The sequence below is a fragment of the Scytonema millei VB511283 genome, assembly GCF_000817735.3.
In the GTDB taxonomy this organism is placed as follows: domain Bacteria; phylum Cyanobacteriota; class Cyanobacteriia; order Cyanobacteriales; family Chroococcidiopsidaceae; genus Chroococcidiopsis; species Chroococcidiopsis millei_B.
The window spans coordinates 432,273-455,348 of the sequence record NZ_JTJC03000017.1 but is presented as its reverse complement, the minus strand read 5'-3'; the positions used below and the strand labels follow the sequence as shown (position 1 = coordinate 455,348).

The 23,076-nt window shown below is 46.2% G+C and carries 19 protein-coding genes, 3 tRNA genes and 2 rRNA genes; 16 read left to right on the top strand and 8 right to left on the bottom strand.

Annotated elements, in window-relative coordinates; genetic code table 11:
* The 3 genes from QH73_RS27650 to QH73_RS27640 all read right to left on the bottom strand — a co-directional run.
* Window positions 1-1,859, bottom strand: a 23S ribosomal RNA gene (locus tag QH73_RS27650); the annotation flags it as partial.
* Between the two features lie 222 nt (window positions 1,860-2,081).
* Window positions 2,082-2,155: transfer RNA gene (locus QH73_RS27645), tRNA-Ile, on the bottom strand.
* 187 nt (window positions 2,156-2,342) lie between these two features.
* Window positions 2,343-3,838 (bottom strand): 16S ribosomal RNA (locus tag QH73_RS27640).
* Between the two features lie 270 nt (window positions 3,839-4,108).
* Here QH73_RS27640 and glyQ point away from each other — a divergent pair.
* From glyQ to QH73_RS27610, 6 genes are all read left to right on the top strand, one after another.
* Window positions 4,109-4,987, top strand: a complete 879-nt coding sequence (glyQ, locus tag QH73_RS27635; RefSeq protein ID WP_039713576.1) for a glycine--tRNA ligase subunit alpha — start codon at window positions 4,109-4,111, stop codon at window positions 4,985-4,987.
* A 7-nt stretch (window positions 4,988-4,994) separates the two neighbouring features.
* A complete protein-coding gene (locus QH73_RS27630) occupies window positions 4,995-5,474 on the top strand; it encodes a DUF4079 domain-containing protein (RefSeq protein ID WP_039713577.1) in 480 nt (159 codons plus the stop codon).
* 72 nt (window positions 5,475-5,546) lie between these two features.
* A complete protein-coding gene (locus QH73_RS27625) occupies window positions 5,547-6,329 on the top strand; it encodes an NYN domain-containing protein (protein WP_052289764.1) in 783 nt (260 codons plus the stop codon).
* Between the two features lie 17 nt (window positions 6,330-6,346).
* Window positions 6,347-8,632, top strand: a complete 2,286-nt coding sequence (locus tag QH73_RS27620; RefSeq protein WP_039713578.1) for a ComEC/Rec2 family competence protein — start codon at window positions 6,347-6,349, stop codon at window positions 8,630-8,632.
* 41 nt (window positions 8,633-8,673) lie between these two features.
* Window positions 8,674-8,760, top strand: a tRNA-Ser gene (locus QH73_RS27615).
* 151 nt (window positions 8,761-8,911) lie between these two features.
* Window positions 8,912-10,015, top strand: coding sequence for a TRAP transporter substrate-binding protein (locus tag QH73_RS27610; protein WP_039713579.1), 1,104 nt, complete (start codon window positions 8,912-8,914; stop codon window positions 10,013-10,015).
* Here the strand turns inward: QH73_RS27610 and QH73_RS27605 are convergent.
* Genes QH73_RS27605 through rpmI form a run of 3 tightly spaced genes read right to left on the bottom strand, consistent with a single transcriptional unit; the run spans window position 10,008 to window position 11,414 of the window.
* Window positions 10,008-10,832, bottom strand: coding sequence for a transporter substrate-binding domain-containing protein (locus tag QH73_RS27605; RefSeq protein WP_236147196.1), 825 nt, complete (start codon window positions 10,830-10,832; stop codon window positions 10,008-10,010). The two genes, QH73_RS27610 and QH73_RS27605, sit on opposite strands and share 8 nt — an antisense overlap.
* 10 nt (window positions 10,833-10,842) lie before the next feature.
* Window positions 10,843-11,196, bottom strand: coding sequence for a 50S ribosomal protein L20 (gene rplT, locus QH73_RS27600; RefSeq protein ID WP_039713581.1), 354 nt, complete (start codon window positions 11,194-11,196; stop codon window positions 10,843-10,845).
* Window positions 11,197-11,216: 20 nt separating this feature from the next.
* Window positions 11,217-11,414: a 50S ribosomal protein L35 gene (rpmI, locus tag QH73_RS27595; RefSeq protein ID WP_015156854.1), complete on the bottom strand. Its 198-nt coding sequence runs from the start codon at window positions 11,412-11,414 to the stop codon at window positions 11,217-11,219.
* 221 nt (window positions 11,415-11,635) lie between these two features.
* Between rpmI and QH73_RS27590 the strand changes: the two genes are divergently transcribed.
* Window positions 11,636-12,835 carry a DUF7453 family protein gene (locus tag QH73_RS27590; protein WP_039713582.1) on the top strand — a complete coding sequence of 400 codons (1,200 nt, stop codon included), beginning with the start codon at window positions 11,636-11,638 and terminating at the stop codon, window positions 12,833-12,835.
* Between the two features lie 4 nt (window positions 12,836-12,839).
* On the opposite strand, the gene QH73_RS27585 is transcribed toward QH73_RS27590, so the two are convergent.
* Both QH73_RS27585 and QH73_RS27580 read right to left on the bottom strand, forming a co-directional pair.
* Complete coding sequence (locus QH73_RS27585; RefSeq protein WP_132867316.1) at window positions 12,840-13,619, bottom strand: TrmH family RNA methyltransferase; 780 nt, start codon at window positions 13,617-13,619, stop codon at window positions 12,840-12,842.
* 130 nt (window positions 13,620-13,749) lie between these two features.
* Window positions 13,750-13,831, bottom strand: a tRNA-Leu gene (locus QH73_RS27580).
* On the opposite strand from QH73_RS27580, the gene QH73_RS27575 reads away from it, so the two are divergent.
* From QH73_RS27575 to rodA, 9 genes are all read left to right on the top strand, one after another.
* Window positions 13,802-13,948: a hypothetical protein gene (locus QH73_RS27575; protein ID WP_165587795.1), complete on the top strand. Its 147-nt coding sequence runs from the start codon at window positions 13,802-13,804 to the stop codon at window positions 13,946-13,948. The two genes, QH73_RS27580 and QH73_RS27575, sit on opposite strands and share 30 nt — an antisense overlap.
* A 220-nt stretch (window positions 13,949-14,168) precedes the next feature.
* On the top strand, window positions 14,169-15,548 hold the full coding sequence (gene murA / locus QH73_RS27570) for a UDP-N-acetylglucosamine 1-carboxyvinyltransferase (RefSeq protein ID WP_052289765.1): 1,380 nt from the start codon (window positions 14,169-14,171) through the stop codon (window positions 15,546-15,548).
* A gap of 236 nt (window positions 15,549-15,784) precedes the next feature.
* Complete coding sequence (locus tag QH73_RS27565) at window positions 15,785-17,122, top strand: adenylosuccinate synthase (RefSeq protein ID WP_039713584.1); 1,338 nt, start codon at window positions 15,785-15,787, stop codon at window positions 17,120-17,122.
* A gap of 86 nt (window positions 17,123-17,208) precedes the next feature.
* Complete coding sequence (locus tag QH73_RS27560) at window positions 17,209-17,847, top strand: 50S ribosomal protein L25/general stress protein Ctc (RefSeq protein ID WP_039713585.1); 639 nt, start codon at window positions 17,209-17,211, stop codon at window positions 17,845-17,847.
* Between the two features lie 127 nt (window positions 17,848-17,974).
* The gene (locus tag QH73_RS27555; RefSeq protein ID WP_039713586.1) at window positions 17,975-19,510 is read left to right on the top strand and encodes a bifunctional aminoglycoside phosphotransferase/ATP-binding protein; all 1,536 of its coding nucleotides are present in this window, start codon (window positions 17,975-17,977) and stop codon (window positions 19,508-19,510) included.
* Window positions 19,500-19,790 (top strand): hypothetical protein, encoded by a 291-nt coding sequence (locus tag QH73_RS27550; RefSeq protein ID WP_132867312.1) that lies wholly within the window; start codon window positions 19,500-19,502, stop codon window positions 19,788-19,790. Before QH73_RS27555 ends, QH73_RS27550 begins: the two co-directional genes overlap by 11 nt.
* On the top strand, window positions 19,690-20,487 hold the full coding sequence (locus QH73_RS27545) for a YdcF family protein (RefSeq protein WP_039713587.1): 798 nt from the start codon (window positions 19,690-19,692) through the stop codon (window positions 20,485-20,487). The genes QH73_RS27550 and QH73_RS27545 overlap by 101 nt, the downstream gene beginning before the upstream one ends.
* 141 nt (window positions 20,488-20,628) lie before the next feature.
* Entirely contained in the window at window positions 20,629-21,699 is a 1,071-nt protein-coding gene (locus tag QH73_RS27540; RefSeq protein ID WP_015156846.1) for an Mrp/NBP35 family ATP-binding protein, read from the top strand.
* 105 nt (window positions 21,700-21,804) lie between these two features.
* Entirely contained in the window at window positions 21,805-23,076 is a 1,272-nt protein-coding gene (gene rodA / locus QH73_RS27535; RefSeq protein WP_039713588.1) for a rod shape-determining protein RodA, read from the top strand.

The following is a 23,076-nucleotide window of genomic DNA, read 5'->3' as shown; positions in this document are numbered from 1 at the left end:
TTTAGGCTCAAGGCCCTGACCGACTTCCTTAACCTTCCGGCACTGGGCAGGCGTCAGCCCCCATACATCGTCATTCGACTTAGCGGAGACCTGTGTTTTTGGTAAACAGTCGCCTGGATCTCTTCACTGCGACCTACTTGCGTAGGCACCCCTTCTTCCGAAGTTACGGGGCCATGTTGCCGAGTTCCTTAGAGAGAGTTATCTCGCGCCCCTTGGTTTACTCAACCTCCCTACCTGTGTCGGTTTCGGGTACAGGTGACAATTAGTTAACGTGTTTAGAGCTTTTCTTGGAAGCTTGACCGCTACCACTTCGGGTCCGTAGACCCTCGGATTTTTAACCCCAGCTCGAAGCGTTTTCGCCGCTTCTCATCGCCTCGGTTAATTACGCCGATAACCAACATTCGGCTGGTGCGTGCCTTCTCCGTCCCTCTGCACAACTAATTCTCAGTACGGGATTGTTCGCCCGTTGTCCATCGACTACGCCGTTCGGCCTCGCCTTAGGTCCTGACTAACCCTCCACGGACGAGCCTTGTGGAGGAACCCTTAGGGTTTCGGGGTATTGGATTCTCACCAATATTTGCGCTACTCAAGCCGACATTCTCACTTCTGTTTCGTCCACACCTGCTTGCCGCTAGTGCTTCAACCTAACACAGAACGCTCCCCTACCACTTGTAAATCAATACAAGTCCGCAGCTTCGGTACAAAGTTTAGTCCCGTTCATTTTCGGCGCAGGAGCGCTTGACCAGTGAGCTATTACGCACTCTTTCAAGGATGGCTGCTTCTAGGCAAACCTCCTGGTTGTCTGTGCACTCCCACCTCCTTTGCCACTTAACTTTGATTTGGGGACCTTAGCTGGCGGTCTGGGCTGTTTCCCTCTTGACGATGAAGCTTATCCCCCACCGTCTGTCTAGTAAGATTGTTGCTGGTATTCTGAGTTTGTCTCGATTTGGTACAGCTTGAGGCCGCCCGCACCGAAACAGTGCTTTACCCCCAGCAATTATTACTTACCGCTGCGCCTCAACACATTTCGGGGAGAACCAGCTAGCTCCGGGTTCGATTGGCATTTCACCCCTAACCACAGCTCATCCGCCGATTTTTCAACATCGGTCGGTGCGGACCTCCACTTGGTGTTACCCAAGCTTCATCCTGGCCATGGTTAGATCACCCGGGTTCGGGTCTATATACACTGATAATTCGCCCTCTTCAGACTCGCTTTCGCTGTGGCTATTCGCCATACCAGTGACTATAACTCGCCGGCTCATTCTTCAACAGGCACGCGGTCGGACGTTGAATCATCCTTCCACTGCTTGTCAACTGACGGTTTCATGTTCTATTTCACTCCCCTTATCGGGGTTCTTTTCACCTTTCCCTCGCGGTACTGTTGCTCTATCGCTCACGCAGTAGTATTTAGCCTTACCGAGTGGTCTCGGCTGATTCACTAGGGATTTCCCGTGTCCCTAGCTACTCGGGATTCAGCTAGTATCACTTCAACTTTCGACTACGGGACTATCACCCTCTTTGGTACACTTTGTCACGTGTTTCGTCTAGTCTAGTGCTTCCATGTCGCTGTCCCACTACCCCAGAATACAAACTACTCTGGTTTAGGCTCTTCTCCTTTCGCTCACCACTACTGGGAGAATCTCGTTTGATTTCTTTTCCTCCAGCTACTAAGATGTTTCAGTTGGCTGGGTTGGCTCATACCTGTCTATGGATTCAACAGGCTGTACTAAGGGTTGCCCCATTCGGATATCTTCGGCTCAGCGCTTGCTGCCAGCTCCCCGAAGCTTTTCGTCGGTCGCCACGTCCTTCTTCGCCTCTGCGTGTCTAGGTATCCACCGTCAGCTGTGTTTCGCTTGACCAGTAATAGATCGCAAATACTTGGTTTTCTACCTGACTTGTTCTCTTGTCTCTATGCAGTTTTCAAGGTGCTCGCTGGAAACTCTCCAGCAGTTGTCCGACTCTTGCAGACAGTGCTGATTTTTTCTCAACTTAACTAGTCTATCATATTCTCTGCGTCGTTCGCCAAAATTCCGTTCGCCCGCTGACGAACACCCGATTTACGACTTACGACTTTTTGAAGGTGGGCCATCCTGGACTCGAACCAGGGACCTCACCCTTATCAGGGGTGCGCTCTAACCACCTGAGCTAATAGCCCCTACTGGTGATACCGCTCGTACCGAACCAGTTCTAGTTTGAAAGCGTTGCTGCACTTGAGTTTTTTTTGTCAGTGTCGTCCGACCTCGGGATGTCACAATTTTAGATTTTTGATTGACGATTTTGGATTAGACTATCTCAATCTAAAATCCAAAATCTCAAATCTAAAATTGAGTTGGTCTCCCTGTAAAGGAGGTGATCCAGCCACACCTTCCGGTACGGCTACCTTGTTACGACTTCACCCCAGTCATCAGCCCTGCCTTCGGCATCCTCCTCCACGAATGGTTAGAGTAATGACTTCGGGCGTGGCCAACTTCCATGGTGTGACGGGCGGTGTGTACAAGGCCCGGGAACGTATTCACCGCCGTATGGCTGACCGGCGATTACTAGCGATTCCGCCTTCACGCAGGCGAGTTGCAGCCTGCGATCTGAACTGAGCTACGGTTTGCTGGGCTTTGCTCCCCATCGCTGGTTGGCTTCCCGTTGTCCGTAGCATTGTAGTACGTGTGTCGCCCAGGACGTAAGGGGCATGCTGACTTGACGTCATCCCCACCTTCCTCCGGTTTGTCACCGGCAGTCTGTCTAGAGTGCCCAACTGAATGATGGCAACTAAACACGAGGGTTGCGCTCGTTGCGGGACTTAACCCAACATCTCACGACACGAGCTGACGACAGCCATGCACCACCTGTGTTCTGGCTCCTTTCGGCACTGCCGAGTTTCCCCAGCATTCCAGACATGTCAAGCCCTGGTAAGGTTCTTCGCGTTGCATCGAATTAAACCACATACTCCACCGCTTGTGCGGGCCCCCGTCAATTCCTTTGAGTTTCACACTTGCGTGCGTACTCCCCAGGCGGGATACTTAACGCGTTGGCTCCGGCACTCCTCGGGTCGATACGAGAAACGCCTAGTATCCATCGTTTACGGCTAGGACTACTGGGGTATCTAATCCCATTCGCTCCCCTAGCTTTCGTCCCTCAGTGTCAGTCGCAACCTAGTAGAGCGCTTTCGCCACTGGTGTTCTTCCCGATCTCTACGCATTTCACCGCTACACCGGGAATTCCCTCTACCCCTATTGCTCTCTAGCTCACCAGTTTCCACCGCCTCTTCCCAGTTAAGCTGGGGGCTTTGACAGCAGACTTGATGTGCCACCTGCGGACGCTTTACGCCCAATCATTCCGGATAACGCTTGCATCCTCCGTATTACCGCGGCTGCTGGCACGGAGTTAGCCGATGCTGATTCCTCAAGTACCGTCATTTGATTCTTCCTTGAGAAAAGAGGTTTACGACCCAAGAGCCTTCCTCCCTCACGCGGTATTGCTCCGTCAGGCTTTCGCCCATTGCGGAAAATTCCCCACTGCTGCCTCCCGTAGGAGTCTGGGCCGTGTCTCAGTCCCAGTGTGGCCGGTCGTCCTCTCAAACCGGCTACCGATCGCAGCCTTGGTAGGCTCTTACCCCACCAACTAGCTAATCGGTCGCGAGCTCCTCTTTTGGCTATACAATATTTCACCCAAGGGCATATCCGGTCTTAGCTGCCGTTTCCAGCAGTTGTCCCCGTCCAAAAGGCAGATTCTCACGCGTTACTCACCCGTCCGCCACTAGAAGTCCGAAAACTTCCCGTTCGACTTGCATGTGTTAAGCATACCGCCAGCGTTCATCCTGAGCCAGGATCAAACTCTCCGTTTTTTTCCTTAACTCTCATATCTTCTTTCTTCTAATTCGACACCAACTCTCTTGTGCTATTGGCGCTTTCAAACTATACTCTTTTCTAGGTTCGGTCGCCTTGCAGGACTGCTTTTTAGCTCGTCTCTCTTCCGGCGCTTTATTAATCTAACTAATCCCTCTCGCTCTTGTCAACTACTTGGGCAAAATTTTTTTTGGATTACTCCAGACTGTTGATATGGCGGAGTTTAAGCGACAATGACATATGCATTGTGCTGCTGAGGAACGAGACTTGTGAACTTTCAATCAGTGATTGCTGTACTACATAAGTTTTGGGGCGATCGCGGTTGCTTGATTGCCCAACCCTATGACACGGAGAAAGGTGCAGGTACGAAGAACCCCCACACTTTTTTAAGAGCCTTGGGACCTGAACCGTGGTCAGTCGCTTATGTTGAGCCTTGCCGTCGTCCTACAGATGGACGCTACGGAGAAAATCCCAATCGCTTTCAACACTACTATCAGTACCAAGTGTTGATTAAACCTTCTCCTGAAAACATACAAGGTCTATATCTCGATTCTTTGAGAGCATTGGGTATCCACCCAGAAGACCATGATATTCGCTTTGTAGAAGATAACTGGGAAGACGCGACTGTAGGTGCTTGGGGTACTGGTTGGGAAGTCTGGCTGGATGGGATGGAAATTACTCAATTTACCTACTTTCAACAGTGCGGTGGGATCGATTGTCGTCCTGTTTCAATTGAAATTACCTATGGTTTGGAACGACTAGCAATGTACCTCCAGGGAGTAGAGGCGTTTACAAAGCTGAAATGGACGGACGATATTACCTACGGGGACGTTCATCTCCAAGGAGAAATCGAGCAGTGTACCTATAACTTTGAAGCCTCGAACCCTGAAATGTTGCTGACATTGTTTAATATGTACGAGCAGGAAGCAGAACAATTAGCTCAAAGAGCATTGGTTTTGCCTAGCTTGGATTACATTCTGAAGTGTTCTCACACTTTTAACCTTTTAGATGCTAGGGGAGTGATTTCTGTTACGGAACGGACTCGTTACATTGGCAGAATTCGGCATTTGGCAAGAAAAGTTGCTCAACTATATATTCAGCAACGGGAAGCGTTAAGGTTTCCACTGCTGCACAAAGCAAAAGGGTAGAAAACTAATGGATAATCTGAGAGATCTGTTGGAACCGATCGCAGCTTGGTTTCGTAGTTTAGGCATTCCAGAACCGATCGTCCACTGGGGACATCCCTTAATGATGGGAATTGTCGTGTTTGTGATGGGTAGTTTTGTTGGATTTGCGGGATGGCGTAGCAGAATAGTTGCAGATCGAGACGTTGCAACGGAAAGTGCGATTGCTCACCGCACTCTAGCACCTTGGATGTTTGGTTTTATGGCGGCTGGCTATACGGGTGGCTTGCTGTCACTGGTAATGCAGCAACAACCAATATTGAAAAGTCCTCATTTTTGGACTGGATCGATTGTACTATTGCTGTTGCTGCTAAATGGAGCGTTAGCATTATTAGGTTTTGGCAAGGAAAAAGGTACTTTACGCACAGTTCACGCTTACTTGGGTAGTACGGCGCTTTGTCTAATGTTCCTCCACGCTGTTTTAGGGTTAAGGCTGGGTTTAGCAATTTAATCGCTTTGTGAATAAAGTTCGCTTGGTGGGAATCATAAGATAATGAAAATCTGAGTTCTACCAAAGTGAACTATGCAGGGAGAATTACCATTTAGAGCGACTGGGCTGTCTGTTGGGCTGTCTGTATTAATTGATGCTGATAATGCTAATGCCAACTTAGTTGAGCCTCTACTCAAAGAAATTGCGAAATATGGTACTGCTAATGTTAAACGAATTTATGGTGATTGGACGCGACCGCAACTGAGTAGCTGGAAAGATAAGCTGCATAAATTTGTCATACAACCCATACAACAGTTTAGTTACACATCAGGCAAGAATGCAACTGATAGTGCATTAATTATTGATGCAATGGATCTGCTATACACTAGCAATTTTGATGGTTTTTGTATTGTTTCAAGTGATAGTGATTTTACTAAACTAGCTTGCAGAATTCGAGAGTCTGGATTATTTGTATATGGCTTTGGTGAGAAAAAGACTCCTGAACCTTTTCAAAAAGCTTGTGATAAGTTTACTTATACAGAAAACTTAGAAGAATTAGAAGAAAAAGAAGGGCAGAAATCAGAGCTTTCCTCAACAGAAAGAAAAGCACAAAGTAGTGCGAAACTTAAGCAAAATCAGAAATTAGTAAATTTTGTTAAAACCGCTTATGATTCTATTACCGAAGAGGAAGGCTGGGCGAGTCTAGGAGAACTGGGAATTCAACTTAACAAGTTAGATTCATCTTTTGATTCTAGAAATTATGGTTATAAAAAGCTTGGAGGATTGATTCGAGCAATTAATATATTTGAAATTAATACAATACCGCATGAAAAAAATCCAGCAGTTAAAGCTTTATATATTAAATTAAAAAATTAAGTAAATATTCATTCTTGATGACTCCGATTACTGGTGTTCTACTTTGTCTTGCTTACATTTTAGGTTTATTGTCTACAGCGATTGCATGGGGAGGCTGTGGATTACTGGTTATAGGAATTATAGTAGCAGTATTAGCTAGTTTTGGTAGAAGAAGTATTTACAGAAATAAACTTCCGAATAACTTTTGGCAAGTCAAGCCGCAAATATGGTTATTAGCTGGTTTAATTGGTTTTAGTGCAACTATATATATTCAAATAAGAACGCCATATCCTGGTGAGAATGATATTAGCAAGGTTATAGCTACTAATGCCCAAAATCCAGTACAAGTTGTCACTGTTCAGGGAACAATTACTAGTACACCACGTTTAACGAGAAGCCAGCGATCGCAATTTTGGCTAGAACCGTTTTATTTAAATGTTGACAACGATATTAGTAAAGATGTAACTGGTAAATTATATACAACTGTACCTTTATTACAAGCAACTGGATTGCATGAAGGGTCAAGAATTACTGTCACAGGAATTTTATATAAACCTAAATCAGCAAATAACCCAAGAGGATTTAATTTTCAAGCTTATCTAGCCAGAGAGGGTAGTTTTGCTGGTTTGAAAGGAAAAGAAGTTAGTTTAATTAACTCAGATATTAATCAGGATACCAACAATTGGGGATGGTGGGCAGTCAGACAAAAAATTCTTCGCTCTCAGGTACACTTGTTAGGCGTACCAGAAGGAGTTTTAGTGAGTGCGATGGTTTTAGGAAACCGCGTAGTTGACTTACCATCTTCTGTTAGTGACTCATTTATTCGAGTTGGTTTAGCTCATGCTTTGGCTGCATCTGGTTTTCAAGTATCTTTAATTTTAGGAGTTGTCTTAGCGATCGCTCAACGTTTTTCTAATCGAATTCAATTTATCATTGGAGTATCGGCACTACTAATTTTTCTCGGTATGACAGGTATACAACCATCCGTATTGAGAGCAGTTATTATGGGAATTGGTGCTTTAACTGCTCTAGCGTTAGAACGGAAAGTTAAACCTTTAGGCTTAATTCTATTCGCTGCTACTTTGTTATTAACTATAAATCCAATTTGGATTTGGGATTTGGGTTTTGAGTTTAGCTTTTTAGCAACTTTGGGATTAATAGTAACAGTACCAGCATTGATAAAAAAACTAGATTGGATGCCACCTGCGATCGCAACTTTAATCGCAGTGCCAATTTCAGCGTATATCTGGACAATTCCGCTACAAATATATAATTTTGGCTTAATTTCTCCTTATAGTATTTTAGTTAATATAATAACGACAATACCAATTTCAATTATTAGCTTAGGAGCTTTCATCAGTGCGATCGCAGCGTTAATGCATCCAACTATGGGTAGTGCTTTAGCTTGGCTGTTATATTATCCAGCTTATTACCTCATGGAACTCGTCGATTTTTTTGCTGGACTGCCAGGAGCCGCAACCGCTGTAGGAATCATATCCCCGTTACAGCTCGTAATAATATATGGGTTATTTATCTTAACTTGCATTCAAAAATGGTGGCAGAAAAAATGGTGGTTTGTAGTGCCGATCATGATTAGCTTGGTATTCATTCCAGTTTGGCAAACTCAAGCGAGCTTATTCCGAGTTACAGTTTTAGCAGCAGGAAAAGAACCTGTTTTAGTAATACAAGATCGTAGTAAAGTTTTACTATTGAATAGTGGAAATGAAACTACTTCTAGGTTTACAGTTTTACCTTTTTTACAACAACAAGGAATTAATCAGCTTGATTGGGCAGTAGCAGCAGAGCCTAATTCGATAAATAGCCTCAACGATTGGTCGTTGCTTTTGCAAAATTTATCAGTTAAAAACTTTTATAATTGCTCTAGTCGCGATCGCAATACAACGATTACCTCTAAACTATCGGATACAAACTGCCAGCAGTTGCTTCCAGATCGAGAAATATCTACAGGTTCGACATTAATTAAGCGACTCGATGCCCAACAACAGATTCTACAGATGCAAATCCAAGATCGGACTTGGCTAATTTTAGGGGAAAGAGAGATCGAGAAAACGAATGAGAGATTGCCACATGCTCAGGTATTGGTATGGTCGGGAGAGAAACTAGATTCTAGTTTGATTGCAGCAGTGAAGCCGGAAGTAGCGATCGCCGCTAGTGGTAAACTCGATCCGAAGACGATGGCTGAATTGCAACAAGGCAAAACTAAAGTATTCTTGACCGGAAAAGACGGTGCAGTACAGTGGACAGCCAAAGGTAAGTTTGAGATTGCAGTAGAAACAGTTGAAGACAAGGCATCTGCACTGTAGAATAGTATTCTTGTCTAAAATAAAGCAAGACTATCTCCTGTGGAGAGGTGGCAGAGTGGTTGAATGCGGCTGACTCGAAATCAGTTTTGGGGTCAAACCCAACGGAGGTTCGAATCCTCTCCTCTCCGTTTCTAAATTAATAAACGCGATCGCACCACAGAGATAACGAGCTGGCGTGGTACGATCGTCATGCTTTTAAGTCAAATGTGCGATCGGTGACAAAACCAACAGCACCATGACGAATTCTCAATTTTTAGAGCAACAATTTTTAGATCAACAATGAAACGGCGACGATTTATTGCCAAAACGACTACGGCTGCTGCTACCACCACAGCTTTAGGTGCTTGCGTCCGCGTGCAAACCAATAACGCCCAGCAAGCAGGTGCTTTACCGAAGGTACGATGGCGCATGGCTACAAGTTGGCCTAAAGCTTTGGGGATTTTCGGTGGTGCGGAAACCTTCAGCAAGCGCGTGCAGGAAATGTCAAATGGGCGGTTTATCATTACGCCATTTGTAGCAGGAGAATTAGTCCCAGGATTGCAAGTTCTGGATGCAGTTCAAGCAGGAACGGTGGAATGCGGTCACACCGCTAGTTATTATTACATTGGGAAAAATCCCGCCCTTGCCTTTGCCACATCCGTACCGTTTGGATTAACTGCCCAGCAGCAGAATGCTTGGCTGTATCACGGTGGTGGTTTGGAGGCAATGCAAAAGCTTTATGCTGATTTCAACGTGATTAATTTTCCGGCTGGTAACTCTGGGGCGCAAATGGGTGGCTGGTTCAAGCGAGAAATTAAATCAGTTGCCGACTTGAACGGTTTAAAGATGAGAATTCCTGGCTTGGGGGGTCAGGTGATGTCGCGCCTGGGCGTGAACGTGCAGGTGTTACCTGGCGGCGAGATTTATCTAGCACTAGACCGAGGTGCGATCGATGCAGCAGAATGGGTTGGTCCTTACGATGATGAAAAATTAGGTCTCAATAAGGCAGCAAAGTTTTATTACTACCCGGGTTGGTGGGAACCAGGACCAACCTGGGAAGTATTGGTCAATCGAGCTGCTTGGGATAAGCTGCCAAAGGAATACCAAGAAATCCTCAAGAGTGCTGCTACAGATGCCAATATGGATAATTTGGCTCAATACAATGCTTTAAATGGGGCAGCATTAGACCGACTCGTGAAGGGCGGGACAAGACTAACTCCTTATACTAAGGAAATTATGCAAGCAGCACAAAAGGCGACCACCGATTTATTATCTGAAAATGCTGCTAAAGATGCAACTTTTAAACAGATTTACCAGCAGTGGAATGCGTTTCGCGCCCAAGTTTATAGGTGGAATGAGATCAATGAGTTGAGTTTTACGAGTTTTACATTTCCATCTATTTAACTACAGGTAAGCCCCAAAATACTGCCCGTTGTCGCAGCCAACCCGCAGTAGTATAACGGGCGATCGCGGCGTTGACTTGTTGTCGCAAGCTATCGTATTGCAATCCTTTTGGCATGACGACAGCTAACGGTTCGGCTGACAATAATGTTGGTAGAATCTCATACTGAGGATATTCTCGCACCCAACCGCTCAACACGCTGGCATCGGCTGTAAAGGCTGCTGCTATGCCAGATTCTAGCAATGCGTGCGCCTGCTGATAGGAATCAACTCCCAATAGCTGTACTTGCGGTAATAAATACTTGACTGTAGGAATTGTGGAAGAACCTTTGAGGACGGCAACTGTTTTCTTAGCAACATCGTTGAGACTTTCTGCTGTTGCTTTTTTAGCAATTATTGCCGCACCATCTATGTAGTAAGGCGGACTGAAACTAACTAAACGCGATCGCGAATCTGTAGCTGTGACTTGGGCGATCGCTAAATCGACTTTATCTTCTATTACCGCATTGAGGCGATCGCGGTTTGCAACTGGAATAAATTTTACTGCTGCTGGGTTTCCGAGTAAATCTGCTGCTAATTTTTGAGCAAGTTCGATTTCCAATCCTCGCAGCTTTCCTTGTCGATCGCGAAAGCCCAGAGGTGGGGAATTATCTTTCACAGCTACTAGAAGATAGCCCCGCTGTCGAATCTCTTTAAATTCGGCGGCGTTGCTTTTAGAGATGAAAGGGTAAAGGGTAAAGGTTAAAGGGAAGAGTAGAAGAAAGAAGTGCAAACAGTTCGTCATGCTTCTACTTACCTTCATTCTGCCTTCATCCTTCATCCTTCATCCTTTATTTTGCTTGACCAGCGAGTTCTGCAACTTTAGCAAAGCTAGCTGGATCGAGAACTGCCAATTGTGCCAACATTTTACGGTTAATTTGAATCTCAGCTTTCTTGAGATTCCCCATCAGTTGACTGTAGCTCATACCATGCTGTCTTGCAGCTGCGTTGATCCGCACGATCCACAGGCGGCGAAAATCACGCTTGCGCTTGCGGCGATCGCGGTAGGCACTCCGCAATGCTTTCATCACTTGCTGATTTGCCGTGCGGAACAGAGTCGAGTGAGAACCGCGAAATCCTTTCGCGAGTTTGAGAATTTTTTTGCGGCGTTTGCGGGCAACGTTACCGCGTTTTACCCTGGTCATGAATAGAATTCCTTCGTAACTTACAAATAAGGGAGCATCATCCGAACGTTTTGCTCGTCGCGTTCGTGTACGAGTGCTGCTTTAGAGAGACGGTTCTTTCTAGCAGTCGTTTTCTTTTCTAAAATGTGATTTTTGAAAGCTTTACGACGCACGATTTTACCAGTGCCTGTGGCACGGAACCGCTTTGCCGCTGCTTTGCGAGTTTTCAGTTTAGGCATGAACTAGCTCTGATTCGACACAATCCATTAATATAGCATCTTTTATATTTCTTCTACTGTAAATTTTTATATGGAGTTGTGGGATTTCGTTTAGGATTTATTGACGATCGCGCTCTAGCTGAGTTTTAACAAAATAGCTGAAATTTCAAAAGGTTGACAGTTGATGGTTGACAGCGATGAAATTTCGTGAGTTTTGTCTTCTTTTTCAGCGCTAGATAGTTATGAAGTTAAAAAGTTGTATTGCAGCAGCAGCTATTGGTCTGAGTTTGAGCTTAATCGATAATGGAGCGATTGCGGTCAAATCCTCCAAGTACGCTTACCAAAAGATGGCTGATACAAGCGGTTCTTTTAACAGCTTTGGATTGCCTGTTATCAACAACGCCGGAACCGTTGCCTTTAGCGCCAATACGGACGGAGCATTAGGAGCATATACCAGTACGGGCAAGATAATAACAACGATTGCCGAAAACGTTGTTTTATATGAAAGTATCGGTAGTCCCATCGCGATTAACGATAGTGGAACCGTTGCTTTTGTTGCTACGCCAGCACGGGGAGCAACCACCGCAGAATATCCCACGGAAACGATTTTTACTAGTACCAATGGTAAGGTAACTCAGGTTCCTGCTTACAAGCCATCGCCTGAAAGTGGCTATCCTTCTTACGATCGCATTGTATCTCTGGCACTCAATAACAGAGGCACTATTGCTTATGTCGCTCAAAATATGCGTGGTATAGGCGTATTGAGTAGTGATGGTAGGCTGATTGCTGAAGCTAACGATGCTAGATTGTCCACTGTCGATTCAGCCAATATCAACGATCGCGGTACGGTAGCTTATAGATCTCAAAATGGTTATGAGTTTAATATTCTCGCCCACAAAGGCACAATAACTAAAACTTTAACTAGCACTACTTATCCTCTGTACGTCATGGCTCCAAAGAGCGGCGCTTTCTCTCCCTCGCTCAATAACCGAGGAACAGTTGCATATGTTGCTTTGGAAGTAACACCGACAAGCGAATACACGGCTGAGTTTAATCCTGCTAAGGCAGCAATCTTGAAGAATAACGGCACTAAAATAACTACTGTTGCCGATACTAACGGAGCCTACAGCAGCTTTAGCAGTGGAAGCAATTTTAATTTTGCCGCCGTACCCCCTGCCATCAACGATCGCGGTACAGTTGCATTTTTTGCTCAACTAGATACAGGTGGTGAAGGAATTTTTATCGGTCCCGATCCTGTCAAACATAAAGTTATTGCCAGTGGCGATTCTTTGTTCGGTTATATGGTACAAAGTGTTGCTCTATCTACAGATGGAATCAACGATTTCGGTCAGGTAACTTTTATTGCTTGGCTAGCTAACGGTACAGAAGTCATCGTCCGTGCCGATCCGTTTGGTACTGGCTGCAATTGTTTTGTCAAATAGAGTTTCAAATAGAGTTTAGCTGTCGTCGTGCCTCGTACAACAACAGCGCCGCTGCAATTCCTACATTCAACGACTCTACCCCCGCACAGAGGGGAATTTGCACTTGTAGATCTGTCATTGCCGCTAAATCTGCTGATAAACCTGCTCCTTCATTCCCTAACAAAATTAGACTTGGCACCCGCCAGTCTACTTCCCAATATGTCATCTTTGCGGTAGGCAAAGTCGCGATCGCTTGCATTCCCGCCGCTTGACACTGGAGTATAGTTTGCCGCAGATCTTGACTTACGACCATCGGCAATCGAAACCACTGCCCAGCGGAAGCTCGTAACACCTTGGGATTGTCTAAATCTACACTATCTGCGCTCAACCACAGCCCCGACGCACCAGCCGCCGCCGCCGTGCGAATTATCGTCCCTAAGTTCCCAGGGTCTTGCAGCGTCTCCAAAGCTAAACTGATGCCTATATGGGGTACTTCTCGTCCTTGCTGCCTGGTTGCCGTCGCTACAACTCCGTCAGGATTGATTGTAGTTGCGATCGCCTGCAAAACCTCTGGAGTGACAATTTCTACCCGCGATCCTGAGCGATGCAGCTGCTGCCAAAGCTGTTGATGGTTCTCCTGCCATTGGGAAGTACAACAGACGCATTCCACGGGATATTGCGCTGCATAAGCCTCCTCTAACAAATGGGTTCCTTCCAAGAGAAAAACACCCTGTTGCGATCGCTGTTTGGCAGAGTGTAGCTTTCGCATCTGCTTAACCAGAGGATTTTGCAAACTCGTTATCATCTATAAAATCTACTATTGACGATTCAGAGCTATCGTGGTAGTAATTAACTGCCAACTAGATTCACAGGACATATAAGACTAAACATGTAAGGCTAATAGCTCGTTGCTGGTAACCAAAACTTCAAGTTGATGCGGAACCCGGGACTTGAACCCGGAAGCCTTTCGGCACATGAACCTGAATCATGCGCGTCTGCCAATTCCGCCAGTTCCGCTTGCCCTCAACTTCAGTGGGCGCAATTTCTCATCATGACTTAAATATTTCTGTTTGTCAAGGTTTTTTCAGTTATCAGTTGTTAGCGACTAGTGGCTGGTGGCTAGAAAAGAGTTAAGCTACCAGCCACTCACAAGTAACTAATGACCAAATCTAAAATTTTTTGAGTAAAGCAAAAACTTTAGAGGGCAACAACTGTAGAAATACCGAGATCGAGCCAGATATTTGTAGCAGAGATAAGAAAATTCACAGTTTAAACTTTTACCATCTCAATGTAGAATCTAAACCAAATTTTTGCCAACTCGGGTACGGATTAACTAGATTCGGAGGACAGAGCCATTACTACTATCCATAACTCAATTAGACCGCAGCCCTCACCAGAAGTCGATCCAGCCGTACTGGAAATTTGGGGCGGGCATCCTTTGGCAGGTCAGGTCAAAATCAGCGGAGCAAAGAATTCTGCCCTTGTCATCATCGCTGGTGCTTTGCTCTGTCCTCAAGACTGTCGTATCCGTAACGTACCATCACTCGTGGATGTGGCGCGCATGGGTCAGTTATTATCATCGCTGGGAGTAAAAATCTCTCAACACGGTGATGTATTAGATATTGATGCTAGCGATCTCAGCACGTCTCAAGCTCCATACGAAATTGTCAGTCAACTACGGGCAAGTTTCTTTACAATTGGTCCGTTACTAGCTCGTCAGGGATATGCTCAAGTCCCCTTACCTGGTGGATGTACGATTGGAGCTAGACCGGTCGATTTGCATGTCCGAGGCTTACAGGCAATGGGGGCAGATGTCCAGATCGAGCATGGCATGGTCAATGCCTACGTCGCTGGTAGTAGCCGGAGATTGAAAGGAGCCAAAATCTATTTAGACTATCCCAGTGTCGGTGCAACAGAAACCTTGATGATGGCGGCGACATTAGCTGAAGGAGAAACAGTCATTGAAAACGCTGCTCAAGAACCAGAAGTTGTCGATCTAGCTAATTTCTGTAACTCTATGGGAGCGCGCATTCGGGGAGCTGGAACTACGGCAATTACGATCTTGGGCGTTCCTCGTTTGCATTCAACAGATTATGCAATTATTCCCGATCGCGTAGAAGCCGCAACTTTTTTGGTAGCGGGAGCCATCACCAACTCCGAGATCTCATTAGCGCCAGTCATTCCCGATCATCTCACCCCGGCGATCGTCAAATTACAAGAAATTGGAGTGCAGATTGTTGCGGATGCACCTGACTGCCTTCGTGTTGTTCCTGGCGAAGGATTGCGGGGAACAGACATTAAAACTCTGCCTTACCCTGGTTTTCCCACAGACATGCAAGCGCAATTCATGGCTTTGCTGAGTTTGAGCGAGGGCGATAGCGTCATTACCGAAACTGTATTTGAAAACCGCCTGCGCCACGTCGCCGAACTCAATCGCATGGGGGCAGATATTCGCGTTGAGGGCAATATTGCTGTCGTGCGGGGAGTACCGCTACTATCTGGTGCGCCAGTCGTCGCTAGCGATCTACGCGCTTCAGCCGCTTTGGTACTAGCAGGACTAGCAGCAAAAGGTAAGACAACAATTCAAGGACTGCACCATCTCGATCGCGGTTACGAGAAACTAGAAGTCAAATTACTCTCCTTGGGAGCGAGATTACAAAGAGTAACAGGTGCGATCGTTTCTCCCGATCGTCAACTAGGGGTTAGCAATTCTACAGTGAACAGTTATCAGTGAATAGGGAGCAGGGAGTCGGGAGTCGTAGGGGCGGGTTTTGACAGGAGATCCCTGAAACACCCCAGAATTGAGCGGATAAACCCGCCCGTACGGGAGTCGGGAGTCGGGGAAGATGGGGTAGAGCGCACGAGAAAATTCTTCTAGTGACACCTCCCACACTTCTTTAGAGCTTGACACCAGATACAATCTGCGCTTATAGTTGTAGATTGTGTCAACTCTAACATTCAGAAATACCCTTGGCTAACGTCATTGTTATAGGAGCCCAGTGGGGCGATGAAGGAAAAGGAAAGGTCACGGATTTACTCAGTCGCTCCGCTGACATTGTGGTTCGTTACCAAGGGGGAGTCAACGCCGGACACACGATTGTCGTCCAAGATCAGACTTTCAAGCTGCATCTGATTCCCTCTGGAATTCTGTATTCTAAGACAGAATGCATTATTGGCTGCGGTACGGTCATCGACCCAAAAGTTTTGATCGAGGAACTCGATCGGCTAGAAAGTTTAGATATTTCTACAGATAACTTGTTTATCTCTGAAACCGCTCATGTCACCATGCCGTATCATCGGCTGATCGATCGCGCGGCAGAAGAAAGACGGGGTAATTATAAAATTGGCACGACAGGGCGAGGAATTGGACCCACCTATGCCGATAAATCAGAACGAACGGGAATTCGAGTTCTCGATTTAATGGATTCGGTAGGACTGCGAGAACAGTTACAGTGGGCGATAGACTATAAAAATGTCATTCTCGAAAAACTTTACAATCTACCACCTTTAGATCCAGAAGCGGTCATTGACGAGTATTTGGGTTACGCAGAACGCTTGCGTTCTCACGTAGTCGATACCTCGCTGAAAATTTACGATGCGATCCAAAGGCGGCGAAACATATTATTTGAAGGCGCTCAAGGTACGCTGCTCGATCTCGATCACGGGACTTATCCCTACGTCACCTCATCTAACCCCGTCGCGGGAGGGGCTTGTGTTGGGACAGGGGTAGGTCCCACGGCAATCGATCGCGTGATTGGTGTAGCGAAGGCTTACACGACGCGGGTAGGAGAGGGTCCATTCCCCACAGAATTGGACGGACAACTCGGCGAACTGTTGTGCGATCGCGGGGCAGAATTTGGTACGACTACCGGAAGGCAACGGCGCTGCGGCTGGTTTGATGCAATAATCGGTCGCTACGCCGTGCGGGTGAATGGAATAGACTGCTTGGCGATTACGAAGTTAGATGTCCTTGACACGCTCGAAGAAATCAAAGTTTGCGTCGCCTACGATATCGACGGCGATCGCTACGAACACTTCCCTCGCAACGCCCGTCAATTTGCCAAAGTCCGCCCGATTTATAAAACTTTACCAGGATGGCAGCGATCGACAGCTGATTGTCGCACGTTAGACGATCTACCCAGACAAGCGCTCGATTACCTGAAATTTCTGGCAGAGTTAATGGAAGTACCGATCGCGATCGTCTCTCTCGGCGCTAGCCGCGACCAAACTATTATCGTGGAAGATCCAATCCACGGACCCAAACGCGCTTTATTGCACGCTGACGGCACGCCTGTCTCAGCTAGCTAAGTAGCGAATCTTCAGTTGTAGGGGCGTACAGATGTACGCCCCTACATTAGCAACCAACAACTAACAACTAACAATTAACAACAAAGATGGAACTTACAGTTGAGTGTCAAAAACGCCCAGAGGGAAGTCAACCCAATGCTTTACGTCGCGGTGGCATGATTCCGGCAAACCTTTACGGACATAAAGGTGCGGAAGCAATTTCTCTAGTCATGAATGCTAAAACAGCAGAAACAATGCTGAAAAAGGCTTCTGTCAACAACACCATCATCGATCTAAACGTCTCCGATATTCCTTGGCGTGGTAAAACTCTGGTACGGGAAGTACAATCTCATCCCTATAAGGGAAATCTCTACCACATCAGCTTCTTTGCCGTTGCAGCGCAAGATTCTGTGGATGTAGAAGTCCCGTTACATTTTGTTGGCGATGCGGTAGGCGTAAAGCAAGAAAGCGGAATTGTCGATACGCTGGCAACAAGCTTGCAGATTCGTTGCAATCCCGATAGTATTCCAGAGGCGATCGAGATTGATATCTCTAACCTGCACGTAGGTGATAGCTTGTACATTCGCGAACTAGTTTTACCGTCAGGGGTAACAGTTTTAGGCGACACAGAACAAGCAGTTGTGACTATTTTGTCACCGCAGAAGACAACCGCAGCTGCGGTAGAAGAGTTGGAAGCAGAGGCAGAAACGGAATCAGCATCAGAATCTGACGCAGCAGCAGAATAATAGCTGACAACTTGAGTAGAATTGCCGATAATACCAGGGGGAAACTCCTGGTTTTTTATTTGCAGTTGCGATCCCCCCTAACCCCCCGCAAGATTGGGGGGAATATTAGAAAACACAGAGGAAAGAAATGACAGCAGCTTCAATTCCCGCTTCGATTCAACAAATGATGCAACCTGGATTTTACCCTCATCCAGTGCAAGAACCTATTCAACTGATTCAGACGCATATTTCTTACGTGTTATTAACTGGAGAGTATGCTTATAAAGTGAAAAAGCCGATGAATTTTGGTTTTTTAAACTATTCAACGCTGGAAGCAAGAAAGCATTTTTGTCAAGAAGAATTACGATTAAATCAAAGAGGCGCATCCGAACTTTATTTAGAAGTTTTACCAATTACTAAAAACGAACAGCAATACGAATTGGGAGGTACGGGAGAACCTGTAGAATACGTATTAAAAATGCGTCAATTTCCCCAGGATATGTTATTAATTAACATGTTTTCTCAGGGAAAAGTTGACGAAAAACTGATGATTGATTTAGGGCGAGTTGTAGCACAATATCACGAGCGAGCTGCAATCAACGACTATATTCGTAGTTTTGGAGAAGTAGCTCAAGTTCGTCAAGCTTTTGACGAGAACTACGAGCAATCAGAAAAATATATTGGCAAAGCACAGACACAAAATCAGTTTGACGAAACAAAAGCGTATACAGATAAGTTTTTTGCTGAGAAAGAGTCATTATTTAAAAGCCGCATGGCAGGTAACTTTATCCGCGAATGTCATGGCGATCTATACATGCAAAATATTTGTCTATGGCATGACAAGATTTTATTATTTGACTGCATTGAATTTAACGAGCCATTCCGATTTGTAGACGTAATGTATGATGTGGCGTTTGCCGTGATGGATTTTGAGGCACGGGGACGCAAAGACTTAGGGAATATCTTTTTAAATACATATTTAGAGCAAACAGGCGATTGGGAAGGATTGCAAATCTATCCTTTATATCTCAGCCGTCAAGCATACGTGCGCGCTAAAGTCAATTCATTTCTGTTGGACGATCCAGGCGTACCCGCAGATGTAAAGGAAGAGTCGGCAAAAACAGCAGCAAACTACTATCGCCAAGCGTGGGAATACACCAAACCTCGTCAAGGCAGGTTAATTCTCATGTCTGGGCTATCGGGTGCAGGTAAAAGTACGGTAGCGAAGCAACTAGCACGACAACTGGGAGCAATTCACGTTCGTTCTGATGCCGTTCGCAAACATTTAGCTGGAATTCCTTTAGAACAGCGCGGCGGCGATGAAATTTATACTGCTGAATGGCATCAAAAAACCTATCAAAGGCTTTTAGATTTAGGACTGCTGTTGGCAGGTGAGGGTTTTACAGTCATTTTAGATGCCAAATACGATCGCACTGCTCTACGTCAAGAGGCGATCGCCCAAGCAGAATCGCGTCAAATTCCACTACAAATTTTCCACTGTACCGCACCAGTGGAAGTCTTGCGTCAGCGACTGCAACAGCGTACCGGAGACATTGCCGATGCTACCGTTGACTTATTAGAGTCCCAACAAGCCACTGCTGAGCCTTTTACCGACACTGAAAAGCCCTACGTTACCACGATTGATACGACACAGCCTTTTGAAGGGGTGAGGAGTGAGGAGTGAGGGGATAAGGAAAGAAGAGAGCAGAGGGAGCAGAGGAGCAGGAGAGCTGGGAAGTGTCAACCGTCAACCGTCTTCACGCAATGTAGCGCCAGCGTCAACCGTCAACCGTCAACCGTCAACCGTCAACCGTCAACCGTCAACTGTCAACCAACAACTACCAACTACCAATCACCACTCCAATGTTTCTCTTCCTGTCGAAACTGCTACCACTATTTCTCTACCCGCTGGGAATAGCCTGCGTGCTGCTGGTGGTGGGGTTGGTGCTGTTGTTGTGGGGTAAAAAAACGCGCGGCGCGGCGATCGCAATTGCCCTTGCTCTCATAATTTTATTGGTAGGGGGTAATAGCTGGGCTGCTCGTTCTTTCGCGCGATCGCTAGAGTGGCAGAATTTGCCACTCAATCCCGTACCAACTGCCGAGGCTATCGTGGTTTTGGGTGGTGTCACCAGAACGTCCACACCACCGCGCCCGACTGTAGAGGTGACTGAAGGGGGCGATCGCCTCCTCTATGCTGCTTATCTCTATCAGCAGAACAAAGCACCTGTAATAATTCTCAGTGGAGGACGAATTGAGTGGTATGGGAATGATTCTGCTGAAGCAACTGATATGTCAGCGTTATTGAAGAACATGGGCGTACCAGAATCGGCAATAGTTAAGGAACCCAAATCTCGAAATACTTACGAAAATGCAGTTAACGTGCGTCAAATTCTGACACAGCAAGGTATTCGCCAGATTTTATTGGTCACTTCAGCAATGCATATGCCGCGATCGCTGTCAATCTTTAAACGTTTGGGAATAACTGCTATTCCGGCTCCGACTGATTTTCAAGTTTCTACCCAAGAGTTTCAAGAATTAGCGAGTTCGCCCGAAGCTAAATTACTGAGCCTGTTACCAGATGCTAGCAGTTTATTTTTATTCACTCAAACTCTCAAAGAATACATCGGAATTGTCATTTACTGGCTGCGCGGCTGGTTGTAATTGGCGATAAATCCGCCTGACACATAACCATTTCACCATTCACACCATTGACAAAGCCTTGGGGATGGATCGACTTTCACTCTACGCTGACCGCTAAGATGCAAATAGATAGCAAAGCAGCCTTAGAGAGTGAAGAATGTCATGCTCGATACCCTTAGTACCAGCTCCGTATTAGAAGTTTTGCGCCCCGTGCAAGATCCAGAACTCCGCAAAAGCCTAGTGGAACTGAACATGATTCGCAATGTCAAAATTGACAATGGCAAAGTCAGCTTCACTTTGGTCTTGACAACTCCAGCTTGCCCGTTACGAGAGTTTATTGTTGAAGACTGCCAAAAAGCTGTCAAGCAGCTACCAGGAGTCACGGAAGTTGCGGTAGACGTAACAGCAGAAACACCGCAACAGAAAGGTTTACCCGATCGCACGGGAATTGCTGGAGTGAAAAATATTTTGGCAATTTCTAGCGGTAAAGGTGGTGTGGGTAAAAGTACTGTCGCAGTCAACGTTGCCGTTGCTTTAGCACAATCGGGGGCAAAAGTAGGATTGTTGGATGCAGACATTTACGGTCCTAACGCGCCTACTATGCTGGGACTAGAACAAGCACAGGTAGCAGTACGCCAAGGCGAGAAAGGGGACGTTCTCGATCCGGTTTTCAATCACGGTGTGAAGTTAGTCTCGATGGGTTTTCTGATTGACAAAGACCAGCCTGTCATTTGGCGGGGACCGATGCTCAATGGGATTATTCGCCAATTTCTCTATCAAGTCCAGTGGGGAGAATTGGATTATCTGATCGTAGACATGCCACCGGGAACCGGAGACGCTCAACTCACATTAACGCAAGCCGTACCGATGGCGGGTGCGGTGATTGTCACGACACCCCAAAATGTAGCGTTGTTAGATTCTCGCAAAGGCTTGCGGATGTTCCAACAGATGCAAGTTCCAGTATTGGGAATTGTGGAAAATATGAGCTACTTTATTCCCCCCGACGCGCCAGATAAACACTACGACATTTTTGGTTCTGGTGGTGGGGAAAAAACCGCTAAAGAACTAGGCGTACCCTTGTTAGGCTGCATCCCATTAGAAATTTCCCTGCGTCAAGGAGGCGATCGCGGTATTCCCATTGTTGTTGCTGAGCCTGAATCTGCCTCTGCTAAAGCTTTAATGGCAGTAGCAATGGCGATCGCGGGTAAAGTCTCGGTAGCAGCATTAACTTAGGAGTGAGGGACGAGGAGTGAGGAGTGAGGGAAAAAAGCTAAATTTAGACTATGAAAAGGGAACCATGAATTAGTTGTAATTTGTCCCTATCCCCAATCCTCGTCCATGCTGTTAAAAAGATTCATATTTTCTGTTCCTTGGAAATTACTGCTTGCCCCTTGGCAACAGATAGACTGGTGGCTGTTGGCGCTGACTGTAGGCATCACAATATTTGGTGGTATTTCCATTCGTAGTGCAGAGTTAAACCAGGGAATTACCGATTGGTGGCAGCATTGGCTGTTTGGTGGCGTAGGATTGGCATTGGCTTTCTTTCTATCGCTTTGTCGCTACGATTTTCTCCTGCGCTGGCACTGGCTGACTTATGCTTTCACGAACGTATCTCTGATTGCGGTCATGCTAGCTGGAATCAGTGCCAAAGGCGCTCAACGCTGGATTAGTGTTGCTGGCTTTAATCTCCAACCCTCAGAATTTGCCAAAGTTGGGATGATTATCACCCTAGCAGCATTATTACAATCCCGTAGCGCGGGAAAAATTCCTAGCGTGCTTCGAGCTTTGTTAGTTACAGCTGTGCCTTGGGTTTTAGTATTCGCACAGCCAGATTTAGGAACATCTTTGGTTTTTGGGGCAATAACTCTCGGAATGCTCTATTGGGGTAATGTCAATCCTGGTTGGCTGATCCTGTTAATTTCCCCCATCGTGGCAGTTGTCTTATTTAATGTCTATTTACCAGCTTGGTGTATCTGGGCAGTAGCAATGGGAGCGATCGCGCTGGCGACTATGCCTTGGCGATGGTTGTCGGCAGTTGGAGCGATTGGAATTAACTTTTTGGCAGGAGAATTAGGACACATTCTCTGGGGATTGCTCAAAGACTATCAAAAAGACCGCATCATTTTATTTCTCGACCCAGAGAAAGATCCTCTTGGCGGCGGTTATCATTTAATACAATCGCGAATTGCCATTGGTTCCGGGCAATTATGGGGACAAGGACTTTACCAAGGCACGCAAACCCAACTCAATTTCATTCCCGAACAGCATACGGACTTTATCTTTTCAGCAGTAGGCGAAGAATGGGGCTTTATTGGCTGCCTTGTTTTACTATTTATCTTTTGGTTGATTTGCTTGCGATTGGTATTAATTGCCCAAAGTGCGAAAGATGATTTTGGTTCCCTTCTCGTCATCGGCGTATTTTCCATGATAGTGTTCCAAGTCATCGTCAATATCAGCATGACAATTGGGCTTGCACCAGTCACGGGAATTCCCTTGCCCTGGATGAGCTACGGGCGATCGGCACTGCTAACGAATTGGATTGCGATCGGCATCGTGCAATCCGTTGCTAACCATCGTCCAAAGAGAAAGGGGCGAGGAGCGAGGAGTTAG